7 protein-coding genes are annotated in these 14,503 nt (G+C 57.9%); 3 read left to right on the plus strand and 4 right to left on the minus strand.

Annotated features, from left to right (window positions below):
* Nucleotides 1-42: 42 nt before the first annotated feature.
* On the minus strand, nucleotides 43-1,848 hold the full coding sequence (locus KI241_RS20185; RefSeq protein WP_212802925.1) for a hypothetical protein: 1,806 nt from the start codon (nucleotides 1,846-1,848) through the stop codon (nucleotides 43-45).
* Nucleotides 1,849-2,021: 173 nt separating this feature from the next.
* Between KI241_RS20185 and KI241_RS20190 the strand changes: the two genes are divergently transcribed.
* The 3 genes from KI241_RS20190 (at nucleotide 2,022) to KI241_RS20200 (ending at nucleotide 8,273) form a co-directional block, all read left to right on the plus strand.
* Nucleotides 2,022-2,507: a hypothetical protein gene (locus KI241_RS20190; protein WP_123578393.1), complete on the plus strand. Its 486-nt coding sequence runs from the start codon at nucleotides 2,022-2,024 to the stop codon at nucleotides 2,505-2,507.
* Nucleotides 2,508-2,707: 200 nt separating this feature from the next.
* Nucleotides 2,708-3,181 carry a hypothetical protein gene (locus KI241_RS20195; RefSeq protein ID WP_212802926.1) on the plus strand — a complete coding sequence of 158 codons (474 nt, stop codon included), beginning with the start codon at nucleotides 2,708-2,710 and terminating at the stop codon, nucleotides 3,179-3,181.
* 49 nt (nucleotides 3,182-3,230) lie between these two features.
* A complete protein-coding gene (locus tag KI241_RS20200) occupies nucleotides 3,231-8,273 on the plus strand; it encodes an RHS repeat-associated core domain-containing protein (protein ID WP_212802927.1) in 5,043 nt (1,680 codons plus the stop codon).
* A 141-nt stretch (nucleotides 8,274-8,414) separates the two neighbouring features.
* Here the strand turns inward: KI241_RS20200 and KI241_RS20205 are convergent, their stop codons facing one another.
* The 3 genes from KI241_RS20205 to KI241_RS20215 form a co-directional block, all read right to left on the minus strand.
* A complete protein-coding gene (locus tag KI241_RS20205) occupies nucleotides 8,415-9,911 on the minus strand; it encodes a hypothetical protein (RefSeq protein ID WP_212802928.1) in 1,497 nt (498 codons plus the stop codon).
* A 166-nt stretch (nucleotides 9,912-10,077) separates the two neighbouring features.
* Entirely contained in the window at nucleotides 10,078-12,282 is a 2,205-nt protein-coding gene (locus KI241_RS20210; RefSeq protein WP_042732427.1) for an autotransporter outer membrane beta-barrel domain-containing protein, read from the minus strand.
* A gap of 198 nt (nucleotides 12,283-12,480) precedes the next feature.
* The gene (locus KI241_RS20215) at nucleotides 12,481-14,448 is read right to left on the minus strand and encodes a hypothetical protein (RefSeq protein WP_042732426.1); all 1,968 of its coding nucleotides are present in this window, start codon (nucleotides 14,446-14,448) and stop codon (nucleotides 12,481-12,483) included.
* Nucleotides 14,449-14,503: the final 55 nt, after the last annotated feature.

Below are 14,503 nucleotides of genomic sequence, written 5' to 3' on the forward strand. Positions count from 1 at the left end.
AGTCCCTCTCTCACTAAAGCGGATCGGCAACGGCAGTTCGATTTATCTAACCAGCGTCGCCGTGGTATCTCTAAAGACCGTGAACGTTTCACCGCCGTCAAAACTGACACGTGCTTTTAATGAAAACTGTTCATTGAGCTGTAAGATTTCCAAAAAGCTTTTCGGTAACTTTTCCGTAATTTTCTTGTTTCTGAATTCGGCCTCTGACACAGGCAGGGCGTTACGCACCGGCAATACGACCGGGCCGGCATCGCTGATACCCGCGGCTTCCATCGTCAACAGTTGCCCCTCGGCCATGAAGGGCCAGGCGTCGTAGCCCGAGGACTCAATGACCAGATCGGCCCCGCTGAAGGGGACGTTGCTCCGAGACATCTGGTTGCCCGTAATATGCACGGAGCTCGTCGAGGGGTAGCGGTTGGCGTCCAGCGGCGTGACGAGCAGGTTGAAATGGACGGAGTCCTCGCCGTTCACTCGATAGAACACCGGAAAATAGCGACCTTGCGCGACCGTCGACATGTTGGCCGCAATAGCGGTGGCAGGAATCTGAAAACGCCTGCCCGAGACTGGCGTCGTCGTAATGTACCGCCCCCCATTGGGATGCCCCTGCCAATGCACTTCCACCGTGCCCGAGCCGATTTCCGCCGTGTCGGGCACGGTGACGAAAGTGCCGTTGGTGCTTGCCGGCCATGTGCCCTGGTTTTCCCCATTCGCGGTGGCGCCCTCGACACTCGGAGCCGGCAAATGCAGAGGCTTGCTGATCTCCAGCACCAGGGGTTCGGCCGTTTGGGCCGTGCCGGCTCGCGCGTACTGGTAAAGCACCTTCACCTGGCCATTGCTGTTGGCTGCCAGCCATTGAGGCTCGATGTGAAATTCGATGCGTGTGCTGTCCACGATCGAGGGATCGACCCGTAGCGCTTGAGTGACACTCTTGGCCGATTCGCTTCCCGTCCAGTACAGCACCACCCAGTCGTCTTCCTGGATGTCCGGATAGACCGGTTCGACCAGCAGCGTCAGACCGTCGGGATAGTGCCCGGGGTTGATCGGGCCACCGGTGTAGTCCTTGACGGTAATGGCGGGCAACAAGGCGGAGCCGGGCGCCACGATATCGATTCGCTGCTGTTGCGACTCGCTGTACCGGGCAGGCGCAGACTGCCCAGCGTACTCGACGCGGTAACTGACATCGGCGTAGTCACCCGCGATGCCGATAATTTCGATAAAGGGCACGGTAAACGTCAATGGCTGGCGCACGTGCTCGGCCCTGATTGCCCTGGTGTCCTCGTGCACGGGTTCCGGGCTGTCTGCAAAGTAGCCTTGCCAACGGAAGGTCACGGTATCCCCGACACTCATGGCCTGGTAAGGCGGTATCACCGCGATGGCACCTGACGAACCGATGGTCGCAGCGTCTATCGAACGGTCATGAGATTCCTTTATGTGCGGGACGGGAAGCTTGTTGACGGCTTCAGGGTGCCTTCCCACGTAGCAGAATACGCGAAGCGATTCCGGCCCCTTTGCATTGGGGTCGTTGGGGGCATCCAGCGAACCCACGGCATAGGAATAGAGCCCCCATCCCTGGTCCAGGCGTTGAAGCAGCTCATTGGGCAGATTCACCGGCATGCCCCGCTCCGGGGTGTACCCACCCTCGCTACTCACCTGCACTCGAAAATCAATGAGATCGACCGCTTCGCCCTGGGCGCCGCACCCTTGCCAGTTCAGCCAAAGCGTGTCGCCGATGCCCATGCCGGGAAACTTGATATAGCTGAGCAGCGGAGCGCCGCGCATGTGCTCCAGATCGATCCAATCACCCGGTTGTAACGCCGGTATTTCCGGGCGAGGGTTCACATCCGCCATTTGATAGTCCTCGAAAATTCGAGTGCAACAGGACATCGGAGATCACACTCTAGGTTTCCAGGCGAGACACTGTCCACTAACAGAACTGCTAGGTTCCAGATCACCATGAAAGTGTTAACGTGAGGCTAATTACTGTTGTGCCGCCTTCTTTCATGATTGATATGGAACGTGCTATGCCTTCTATCAAAGCGATCGCTGTCGGCTTATTGCTAGGCAGCCAACTGCTTTATTCAGCCGCCGCCTTTTCAACGACGGGCACAATTATATTGAGGGATAACGAAAACGCTATTTGCTCTTTACCCGTGCCGGAACCTGGTAACACTAAAGCCTACAGTTTTGTCAACGCGCCACTGCAATGCGAGAGATGGAACGATAGAGCCCGCTCCATTCAACTGACGAACGTCCCTTCTGCCACGACCATTATCATGAGTGAATCAGGCGATTGCGGGCGATACTCCAGCAATTCATGGCTGGTCATGAAAACCACAAAAAAGCAGACCAACTCGACCATCATTGCCATTGAATACCTGACGACCTTTCAAAAGAACCAGATCATAGAACCAGGCTTGCAGATGATCGACCTGCAAATAAAAAACGAATTCAGGGACAAGGTTTCCTGCATCCATATCACCACCTCGGCCACACCGCCCTCGCCTTGATTGGACTGGGTAACCGGACGCTTTATGCGGCCCTTGGCGGCGGCTCAACCTCCAGGACATTGGAGACCACACTCTAGATTTCCAGGCGCGACACTGTCCACTAACAGAACTGTTAGGTTTCAGATCAACTTCGAGGTGATACCGTTGAGGCTAATGTTGCTTGTGCACTTTCCTTCTCTATCGATATGGACATGTCAATCATGAACCACATCAAAATAATGGCTGCCGGTTTATTATTAGGCAGTCAACTGATCTATTCGACCGCGGCCTTTTCAGAAATCATATTGAGGGACAAGGACAATGCGATTTGTTCCTTACCCGTACCGGGGCCTGGCGAAACCAAGACCTACAGCTTTCTTAGTGGACAGCCGTGCAAGGATTGGAGCGATAGGGCGCGTACAATCGAACTGGCAGAAGTACCGTCGGCCACCACTATTCTTCTGACAGACAACGTCTCATGTGCACTATTGGATAACTCTTCCTGGGTATTATTGAAAACCAAAAAAAAGCAGTCTAACACTACCATTATTGCCATTGAATACCTGACCACCTTTCAAAAAAGCGAGATCATCGAACCCGCCCTGCAAATGGTCGACCTGAATATAAAAACCGAATTCCGCGATAAAGTTTCTTGTGTCCAAGTCAAAACATCGGCCGCACCTCCTTCACCTTAAATCTTAAATCATGTTCAAGCATTGACTCTTAATAGTTGAGAAACGGACCATGACCACATCAAAAGCCGTGAACTCCCAGGCGTTCGGTTTCATGAGTTTTGTACAGGGCGGCGTTGACCCGCGCACCGGCCAGTACACCGTGTCCATCGACTTGCCCGAGGTCAAGAACAATTGGCTAAATGGCCCGGCCTTTCCATTGAGCCTGGCCTTCAACCCGATCAACACCCTGGACTCCGGCTTTGGGGTCGGCTGGAACCTCAACCTGACCCAATTCACGCCCCATGACGGCATCCTCGCCCTGAGCACCGGCGAAACCTTCAAGGTCACCGGCAGCGGGACGACTCCCGACATTCGCGAGAAGAAACTCGACACCTTCCACTTCGAAAACCTCGGCAACGAACGCTATCGCATCCTGCACAAGTCGGGCATGGTCGAACACCTGCAGGTCGGTGGCAGCCAGAACGACCGGGTGGCCTTGCCCGTGAGCATCACCGCGCCCACCGGCCACAGCCTGACCCTGGCCTACGTGTTGTTCCGTGGTGGCCAGCGCCTGCAAAGCATCAGCGACGCCCAGGGCGAACTGCTGCGCATCAATCGTCACGGCGGTGATGAATGGGTGGAGATCCTCGTGCGCCCCGACGCCGGCCCCGGCGGCGCGGCGTTGGCGCGCTATGAAATGAAGCTCAACGCCAGCGGTTGGGTCACCGAAATTATCCTGCCCACCCCCGACAAGGGCTCCTGGCGCTTTGGCTACGGCAACGGGCCGATTCGCAACATACTCTGCCTGCACGAGGTCAAGACCCCGGTCGGTGGTCGTGAAACCATCGAGTACACCGACAGCGGGCATCCCTACCCCGGTGGCGTTACGCGCCCCAACCTGCCACGGGTGACCCGCCATCGCAGTTATCCCGATTTCGGCCTGGACACCGCCGACGACACGATGGTCGAGATAGTCTTCAGCTACACCGCCCACAACTTCCTCGGTGCCGGCGCAACCGTCAGTTGGGAAGAAGGGATGGACCCGCTGTACAAACTGAGCGCCAGCTACGAATACGGCAGTACCGCCAGCCTGATGATCGGTGGCAACGCGGTACGCCAGGTGGAGCGCCGCTACAACCGATTCCATTTGCTGACCGAAGAAAAAACCACGCAGGAACATTGCGTCATGCGTGTTGCGACCCAGTATTACGCCGAGGACGTGGCGTTCGAGCGCCAGGTTCCGCAGTTCCAGATGCCCAAGGCGGTCACCACCAGCTGGGAGCTGGACAATGACGCGAGCCAATACCGCGCCGAAACCGAGCGCAGCGCCTACGATGAAAACGGTAACCAGACCGAGCGGGTCGAGCCCGACGGCCTCAGGACCGTCTATGACTATTATTCCAAGCATGGGGAAGACGGTTGCCCGCCAGATCGCTTCACCCGCCGTCTCAAGGACACCACCGTGTTTCCCTCGCCCCAGGGCGAGCCTGGGGCACCGACCTTGCGCACCCGCCGGCGTTATACGGAGCATCCGCCGCTGATCAACAGTGGGGTGGACACCTGGCTGGCAGTCGACAGCGAAACCCTGGTACAGGTGGAAGGCACCCAGGAAACGACCCTGCAACAAACCCTGCTCGAATACCACGAACTGCCTGGGGACGCCTTCCTGCATGGCCGCCTGCTCAACCAGCGAGTCATGCTCAATGGCACCACCAGTACGTATCGGTACGAGTACGCCAAGCTCGTCAGCGTGCTGGCCGGGGAGACGGTGCTGGAGACTCGCGAGCTGTTCACCGGTTTTGACGGCATCGAGCAAACCATGTCCCGCCAAGACTCGCTGATCACCGGCGAAACCGTGCTGTCCAACGATCTCGATGGCGTGCAGTTGCTTCGCCAATACGACGCGCTGGGCCGGGTCGTCAAGGAAACAGTTTCACCTGAGTCGCCCGACGCCCAGGCTGAACGCATTTTCACCTATACGTTGGCCAACGCGGACGGACAGAAAGCCTCGCAGAGCATGACGGACGTCAAGGGCGTCACGACTTACAGCCACTTCGATGGCCTGGGACGCGTGGTCTATCAGGAACGGGCCGAGAAGGCCAAGGCGCCCCGTCGGGTGCTGACCGCCGCGTACGACAAGCTGGACAACCTGATTGAAGAAGTCCACTACGACTGGCTGGACGACAACGCCATGCCCCTGCGCCAGGGCTTTGAATACGATGCCTGGGGGTTTGCCCACCGTGTAACCCAGGCCGATGGCGTCGTGAGTCGCTACCTGTGGTCACCGTTCGGCCGCAACGGGCCGACCGAGCACCGCTGGCTGGAAACGCCGGCCACAGAAACGACGATGCTCATCAGCAACCTGAGCGCAGCCGAGTACAACGCATTCGGCAAGCTCGAGCGCAGCCAGCGCTTCGATGCGCAGCCGCTGATCGATCGATGCCACGGACACCCTGAACGTCCGGTCGCGGAACATCTGCGCGAGTTGCTTGAAACAAGCGGGCTGCCCATCGTCGGCGCGGTCGAATACACCTATGACGGCAAGAGCAACTGCGTCCAGCAAAAAGAGCTGGCCGATGGCCAGGAGCGCACGACGCACTTTGCCTACGACGCCCATGACCGCATGAAAACCACGACGCTGCCCGACAACACGCTCATCAGCCGGACATTTGCCGCACATTGCATTGACGAGCAGATCACCCGCCTCGCCGTAACGGGAAACGCCAAGCCGGAAGTGGAATTGGGCACCCAGTCGTTTGACAGCCTCCAGCGTCTGACGGAGCGCCGTGTCGGTCCGACGGCCAACCCACGCATCGAGGCGTTTCGCTACATCGGCGGCCAGATGCAGCCCAGCCAGCGGATTACACCGGCGAACGACGTCTTCGACTACCAATACAAACCCGAACTGACCCAGCAGCCGTTGGCGATCACCACCTCCAAGGATGAATCAGCGACGTATGTCTATGACCTCAAGACCGGGGCGATCACCCACGCGCAAAACACGCATGGCCAGCGTGAATATCGCTACGCCGATACCGGTGAACTGGAATACGAAAGCTGGACCGACACCGACGGCACGCGGATGGCAACCACTTACCGGACCTCCCTGCATGGGCGGCAGATGTTGCGCAGTCATACCGACGGCCTGGATACCCGGTACACCTATGACGCTGCCGGACGCGCCGAAACGGTCATCCAGGGTGCGCTGCAGGCCGAATTCGCCTACGACACACTCGGCCGCCTGCACCGCACCACGACCCGCAGCCCGCAATCGACCCTGACCGCCGACGTCACATACGACACCCTGGGTCGTGAGATTGAACGGACGTTGGCCTTCGACAATCAACCGCCGCGGGTCATTACCCAGGCCTGGCAGGACGACAATCAACTCAAGGAGCGGCACGTCTTCCTGGAAGGCCAGAGCCTGCTCCACGAGGAGTTTGCCTATGACGCGCGCAGCCGGCTCATCCAGCATAAATGCACGGGCAGCACCCTGCCCAAAGATGCCTATGGCAATGCCATCGCCAGCCAGGTGTTCCGGTTCGATGATCTGGATAACCTGCTACGGGTGACCACCCAATTCGCTGACAACCTTACCGACGTCGCGGCGTTCACCTATGCCGCCGATGATCCTTGCCGGTTGGAGCGCATCACCCACACCTACACCAGCGGCGGTTACCCTGCCCTCCTGGAATTCAGCTACGACGCCAACGGCCAGATGCTCAATGATGACCAGAACCGGCAATTGGTCTACGACAACCATGGACGCCTGGTGGCGGTCAAGGATGCCCAGGGGCAGACCCTACTGAGCTATCGCTATGACGGACATAATCATCTGGTGGGTGTTCGCCGCGGTAACGAACAGGAAACCCTGCGGTTCTACCAAGGCTATACCCTGAGCCACACCCTGCAAAACGGCACCGGCACCCAATACCTGTTCCACGATGAGCGCCCCCTGGGCCAGCAGCCCATCGATGGCCATGAACAGGCCGTCTTGCTGATGACCGATGCCAGCCCCAACGTCATCGGAGAATGCTCGCAATCGCAGGTGCGCACGGCCGTCTACAGCGCCTACGGCATGCGCAGCAGCGATGATGAATTGCAAAGCCTGCTGGCTTTCAACAGTGAGGTGTGTGAAGACGACGACAACTGGTACCTGCTGGGGCGCGGCTACCGCGTGTACAACCCCAACCTGATGCGCTTTCACAGCCCGGATTCCGACAGCCCGTTCGACGCGGGCGGGACCAACCCCTATGCCTATTGCCTGGGCAATCCGATTGCGCTTCGCGATCCGACCGGGCATCGGGCCAGGGGACCGCGCCCGGACAACCCGGACTACATCGACCCGATCCAGCAGCCGAAGCAGAAGATGTCCTTCTGGGAGAAGATGGGCGTTTGGGTGGGTGCCGCTGTGGCGTTGGTTTTTGCGGTCGCGGCCGCGGTGGCGACCGGGGGGGCGGCCACGGCCCTTGTCGGTTTAGCGCTAGTGGGTGTTGGGGCTGTAGTGATGTCAGTAGGAGCGGCAACGAACAACGTTACGATGATATCGATTGGTGGCATCCTGCTTGCGATAGGCAGTCTAGTAAGTCTAGGTGTCTGGTCTACTTTTAGTAGAGCGGCGGCAGCGGGAGCCGGAGCGGGGGCCGGGGCGGGGGCTACAGCTACAACTGGGGTTGGGGTTGGGGTTGGGATTGGGGCTGCTGCTTCTTTAAGCAAAGGGAGTATGGGTAATACAAGTGCAATGAAACTCCCTCGTGTCAATGTGTCTATGAGCAACGCCAAGGCTCAGCCAAGTAATGCCATTCGTAATATCGAGCCCGTTGCTCGAAACTCCAACCAGACGCGCGAGTTTGGGTTAGGCGATGTCCAAGCCTATCCAGGCGATGATCCAGAGATCGACTATAGTATTGGCAGCCGCAGTAACAGCCACCGTAGCAGCACTACTAGCGATAGAAGTGCAAGCTCAACCGACTCTCGAGTTTTGGTGCCGGCCGCGCCGGTACTATCTAAAGCAGCACAGGAATCCAACGATCTCGCCGGAACTCTAAGAAAGAAAGCTAGACTTATGCGAGGACTAGTTGTAAAAACAACCAACGGAGCGTCAGGCTACTAATAATCAGGAATCAAAAAAGCCACAGAGCATGTGTTCCCTAAAATCACATACTCTGTGGCTTTTCCTCTAGATCCCTCGGCACAAATTACTCTTTACAACACTCACAACATTCACGTTAAAAATCTAAAAACTTGATCATCCTCACCCCACCAACGTCAACTGCAACAACGGAAAATTAGGCGCCGCCAACGGCGGCCATGTCTGCCCGCCATCGAAACTCACATAAACCTTTCCGGTTAACGGCCTGTTGCGCTGCAGGGTGTTCAAGAAGACCTTGGACACCCTGACATCCGTGCTGAAACCAATCCCGGCAACCAGCTCCTGCGTCGTCACCGGGCGTTTTCTCACCGCTTCGAACGACGAGTCCTGGCCTGTCGTGCTGACGCCGGTCATCGTGATCAGGACCCAATGATCCGTGGTGATAAGCGGCCATTTCTTCAGTGTCAATCGAGCGCCTTCAGGCGCCACTGAGGTGTAGCTCAGGTTGCCACCGGAAAGGCCGTCGCACTGGACGGCCTCGAGTCGCTGGCTGGGAAGGGTTTGCACTTGCAACTGACGTATTGCGGACAGGTGTTCCTGCTCCCTGGCGTCAATCACCCCATAGGACACCGGTAACGCCCTGCCGATATGGGCGGCCAGGTACGGCATGTCGACCTGATAACGACGTGAACCGGAACTGACAGGCTGCTCCACCCGGGTCGCGCCCAGGGTCCCCGGTTCGCCCCACTGCACCCAGACTTTTTCGCCAGGGTAGATCACCGCCTCTGGCGGGACCTGCACAATGACCACGCCGTTAAGCGGCACCAACGGGTCCAGTGTCTGTTGCTGCCCGGCCCCCACGGCACCTTCGACGGCAGGCCACGGCAACACTCGCGGCACAGGCGTCGCGGAAACATCCAACTCGACCGGCTCGGAACGCAAGCTCAGGTTACCCGCACGGTCCTGCACCTGATACCACACGTAGCGCCAGCCCTCTCCCCTGTCCCGGATCAAGTCGCCCGGGATCGTGACGACCACCGGGTCGGAAAAATTCCGGTCATCCAGCTCGATGACGCCGGCCTGATCCTGGGTGCCCGGGGTGGTGCCCCAGTACCAGGTGATCCGGTCCCAGGGTCGCGGGATTGTGTAGGCTGGCAGATCGACCCGCACCTCGTCGTTGTTCAATTCGAGGTAATGGGCGGTGAGCTTGTTGGGAGGCAGGACTTCAGAGGGGAAAACCAGTTCGCTGTCGGCAGCCAGTATGGGAGGGGTTTTATCGATGGTGACGTTCACCGGGACGCATTCACGAGGTACCGAACCATTCCAGGGCAACACTTGGTAGTACAAGGAATGGACGCCCTCATCCAGCTCGGTGACAGGCACCCTCAACCAGAGGTCCGCCTCCTGGACCGGGCCCTGCAGGAATTTTTCGTCGACCTTAGCCCCTCTCCAAAACAACCGAACGGTATCGGTCATCCCGGGTTCTTGAGCGGCGTCACTCCATAGGTCGAACTCAACCCGTAGCGGCAACAGCCAGGCGTCCTTGCGCAGCAGGTTCTCTTCACCACCGGGAGCCGGGTCGAGCACTCCGATGATATCGGGCGGAGAGAGGTCCACTTTAGGTTCATTGAAACGCTGCTGGTCTCTGGAACTCGACATGGCTGTTGCCTCACTAAAAAGCGAGCCGGCTCATTAGCGTGGTCGGCCTGGCCGGCGGGCGTTGAAATATGAAATTCAGTTCTCACCCATTCACGTCTGGCCCTCATGACCGCACTTATAAACCACGCGGGCGGCCCCTGAGGCCCTCCCCTCGTGAGCGCTCAGATCACCAGTTGTAACGAACACCAAAATTGACACCCCACGGCTGTTCGATCTTGTCACCGTTGCTGTAGTCCAGATCCGCGTGCATCGAGACCTTGTCGGTCAGCGTCATGGACACGCCCGCGCCCAGCTCGCCCCGAGATCCCGACAAGTCGTTGTTGAACTTGTTATCGTTGACCCTGACTTCGTTGTTGTTGGCGAACTCATGGGCATAGGCGACACGCACATACGGCTGCACCACCTTGCCTTCGCCCAGATTGAAATTGCGTCCGGCTGTTGCCCCCAATTTGCCGAGCAGCGAATGAGCGCGGTCACCTTCAGCGGACAGACCGTTATCCAGGTCATAATCCTTGCCCTGGATAATCACGCCCGAGAGTTGGGTATAAGGTTCGACGAAATAATCGTCGGCCAGGGCAATGTGCCGGCCGAACTCCAGGGACCCACCGACGCCATGGTTGTCATAGTTGCCCTTGGTTTTCTTGCCGTCGCTCAGCTGCACCTTGGACTCATTCTGGAAGCGGTTGAACTTGATCACGCCGTCAAAGTAGTAGCCGCTTTCGTCATCCAGCCAGGTGGTGTAGGCGCCCAGGTAATAACTATCGACCGTACCGCTGGTGCCACGGCTCAAATCCAGGTCGGATTTGCTGTAGCCGCCCAACAAGCCGACCAGCCACTGTCCGTCCCCCATCGGCAACGGCGCATCTGCACCGAACGACAGCCCCTGTTGGGTCTGCTGATAGCCCACGCCGGAGCTGGCGCTGACATCGAACTTGTTGCCATAGGCACGCACCCAGCCACCCGCCTTGTTGGCATCCCTGCGTACTTCACCCATGCGACTGCGCAACGTGCTGAGCTCGCCATACCAGACCGTCGGCGCGGTGTTGAACAGCGCCAGCACCGACCGAGTGCCAGGGCTGATGATCCGCGAGGCAATGTCCAGGTACCAGTCATTGTCGCCCTGTTTGATCAGGTCGTAGGAATAGGCGCCCAGATCCACCGGCCCGTTCAGCATGGAGAACTGGGCATCACCGGCGGCAATATGGATAACCGGTATGGCGCCCGCTCCGGTCGGGTCGGCGCCACTGCTGCCCATTAGCACCGTGTGGTTGCCGGTGGCCGTACCGGTGACCTCAAGCGTATCGACCTGGCCGGTGGCGAAGTTGGCATCCATGATGAACGTGCCGTTGCCCGACAGATCACCGACCGACAGTTTATAGAACTCGGTCGGGCTGCCGAACTTGATCGACCCGCCATCCATGGACAGATTGCCCACGGCGCCGTTATCAACCATGTTCCATTGGGCCTGGCTATTGATTGCCAGGTTAGCGACATTCTCCAGCCGGCCGGTCAGGGTTGCCTGGTTTTGCAGAGTGACATTGGCCGTGGCCCCGCCGTCAGCGACGACATCACCGACCAACTGACTGTTGTCGACGGTCATGTTGGCGGTCGAGGAGCCTTTGACTTCCAGGATTCTGCCGTTGCCACCGATCAGGGTCGAACCGTTGCCGACATGAATGTCGGCCGTCGTGGCCGGCAGGCCAAAATCATTGACAACGATCGCTGAACCGGTCTGGCCCTGGACCGTCGTGCCATCGAGCACCAGCCGCCCGGGGGTCGATACGTTCTGGTCCGTGGTCATCACAATGCCATTGAGCCCACCACGAATCGTACTGGCGGTGGCCGATACCCGGCCATTGGCCAGTTGCAGCCCAAAACTGTTCGCGTTGGTGCCCGTCAGCACGGTTTGGTTCAGGTCCAACTGACTCAACCCACCGACCAATGCCCCCACATTACCGCCGGAAATAGTGCTGCCCGTGACGGTGGCTGCGGACCCTTGCAGACTGCCCGTCGCGTTGCCCAACGACAGCCCGGTGCCAGTGCCGGTGATGTTGCTGCCTTGGATGGTTGCGTTGCTGTCGAGCAAGTCGATGCCGATGCTGCTGGTACCCGAGGTCACGACCGAGCCGTTGAGCGTCAGGGACGATCCGCGCTCAGCCCGAATCTGATTCGTCGTCGCACCGTTGGCCGTCAGGCTGGCATTGTTTCTGAGCAGGTAGTTATCGGTGGCGACGCTGCCGTCGATCGCCAACGTGTCGTTGTCGATGATCCGCGCCAGCAAAGGCGTGCTGCCCATCAACAATGGCAGGAGGGCTACCCACTTCAAAGATATCGATAATGGGCTCAATACGAAGGAGTTCTTAGCTTTCATCAGACACCGCAAAAGTAAACTGTCAAAGAGTAGGTTCGCCGTGACCGACGATCTGTGCTTGAACTTGCAAAGGCGGCGAATAATAGAGAGACAGCTCCTCAGGGTATGTAGGAATAATCCGAATTCAACCAGGAAGAATTACCCTGTCATCAGCAACAGGAGGACAACCGCCCTCCTGCTACCGAACGAGGCAACACGTCACGGCCTGGGAATCACACAGTGCCCCCCGTTTTCGAATACGGCGATCATCACGGTCACCAGATCAGAACTGACGTCCTGACCGCGGATGTTGATCGTGTACTTCACTTTTCCATAGCCGTACTGATCGCCGGTGTCATAGGTCGGTTTCAGATACTTGTCATACTCAATGAACCAATGAATGCCGTCTCTTTCCTGGTCCTCCGTCACGGTGATGTCTTCTTTAAGATCGGTGTTCGGCAACTCTACACTGCCGCTCTTATCGTAGGTTTTCCATTCGGCCTTGACCTCTACATCCTTCTTCACATGGACGGAGGGTGGAATAAGAACCCGGATCCCCCATACGCCGTTTTGCTCAACCAGCGCCTCGCAATTCAACGGATAAGGAACGTCTTGATCCGGGAAGGTAGGCTCTTCGAGATCAATAACTTCGACATTGACATCGACGAAGGTACGACGCGACTCCGGTTTGTTCGTGAAACCCGTCCGAGTCAGGGTGTAGTACATCGGCAATTGGGACATCACGGGCGTCTGTTGTATGACGCTCCAGGGAATGATTCTTTCAACTTCCTGGTTAGGCGTTTCACTGCCATCGACGATATAAGGGGAGGACACCGCCACGCCGTTCCAGTAAAGCGTCAACGTGTCGCCCACCTGCGGATCATCGTATAGCGTTATGAAAGCCGAGGCGGGTTCACCAATATCAGCCTCGATCAACTCGGTATCGCTGTTCGAGTGGCTCTTGAACCTGATCAACTCCAACGCTGGGTTAATGGGCCCCGGATCCCCGGTTCCCGGGCCAGGGATTGCCAAGTCCACGTTGACGTCGATTTTGCCCGGAGACGCAGTCGGGTACGGACCTCGCAGCACCTCATAATCCACTTCCGTCACCTGCACATTAGTGCCGTTAAAGTCATATTCATCCCTTATATGCGTCCAGGGCACGGTGATTTGCAGCGGGAACGGAAGGTGCGAGCCAACCGGCGTCTCAGCAAGCTTGGTGGTTCCCCATCGGATGACAATTCCGTCGTAGGCGTCCCAGTTCGTGTATTCGCCAATCTCCACCTTGGTTGGAAAACCCGCATCGACCCAATCAATGAGGTTGTCGGCAGCCAACGGGACGCTGGGAGCACGTAAATTGGTCGGTAGATTGCCCAAGGCGACCACGACTTCAACCGGGAACGGCATATCGCTGCGGTTACCCGCCTTGTCGAACAGGAAATACACGACATAGTGAAGTTTCGAGCCCAGGCGCGTCACGATATCTTTAGGCACCAGTATCTGCCGAGTCGGAGGGAGCAATCCCAGATACGCCAAGTCCGCAGGATCCATGTCCGAAGTCGGTGGCTTATCCAGCCAGGCTACGGCAACAGTGACAAACTCTTTCTTGTCTTCAGTGAAATCAGGAATCTCGCATCTGACGCCACCATCCTGATCCAGGATGGCCGTCGTGATCGGCTGTTGGGGCAGGATGATGATGCGCTCCGGTACGTCGGGCCTGATGGGCCCCGTCCTATCGATCGTAATCGGCGCCGTGAAAGATAGCGTTTCTGTGGACGAGTTCCACTCCTTCACTCGGTACCGGAGCTGAAACGTCCCTTCATAGCTTTCAAAGATCGTCAGCGGAATTTGCCGGTCCAGAGGAAATTGATCAGAGGGCAGCGCACCGCTGTCGGGAACATCTTCACTGTGAAACTCCAAAAACTCCGACGAACTGGCAGGTTTCCAATCCAAGTACAGCTTATTGAAGAACGGAAGTCCCGGATCCGGACGATTTGGCCATTCAGGAATCTTGATCTGCAAGGGCGCGTCGATTTTGCTGATGGGTATCAAACCGTCGGCGTCGCCGGGGATGGCATCCACCACGATGGGCGCTCTGAACTCCAGCGTCTCGCCTCCTTTGAAGAGTTGTTTGCGATAGTTGGCCCGTACCTGTTCCGCCGTTGGACGTGTGCTTGAACCTGCCATGCTCGCCGCTCCAAAACCGTTTGGGTTTAGCCATGAAGGGATTTCATGGCCTGTC

Source organism: Pseudomonas sp. Cab53 (genome assembly GCF_018325965.1).
Lineage (GTDB): Bacteria > Pseudomonadota > Gammaproteobacteria > Pseudomonadales > Pseudomonadaceae > Aquipseudomonas > Aquipseudomonas chlororaphis_E.

Bases quoted from the DNA above. Each gene is read 5' to 3' on its own strand.
- KI241_RS20185 (WP_212802925.1), bottom strand. From the start codon at position 1,848: ATGGCGGATGTGAACCCTCGCCCGGAAATACCGGCGTTACAACCGGGT.
- KI241_RS20190 (WP_123578393.1), top strand. From the start codon at position 2,022: ATGCCTTCTATCAAAGCGATCGCTGTCGGCTTATTGCTAGGCAGCCAA.
- KI241_RS20195 (WP_212802926.1), top strand. From the start codon at position 2,708: ATGAACCACATCAAAATAATGGCTGCCGGTTTATTATTAGGCAGTCAA.
- KI241_RS20200 (WP_212802927.1), top strand. From the start codon at position 3,231: ATGACCACATCAAAAGCCGTGAACTCCCAGGCGTTCGGTTTCATGAGT.
- KI241_RS20205 (WP_212802928.1), bottom strand. From the start codon at position 9,911: ATGTCGAGTTCCAGAGACCAGCAGCGTTTCAATGAACCTAAAGTGGAC.
- KI241_RS20210 (WP_042732427.1), bottom strand. From the start codon at position 12,282: ATGAAAGCTAAGAACTCCTTCGTATTGAGCCCATTATCGATATCTTTG.
- KI241_RS20215 (WP_042732426.1), bottom strand. From the start codon at position 14,448: ATGGCAGGTTCAAGCACACGTCCAACGGCGGAACAGGTACGGGCCAAC.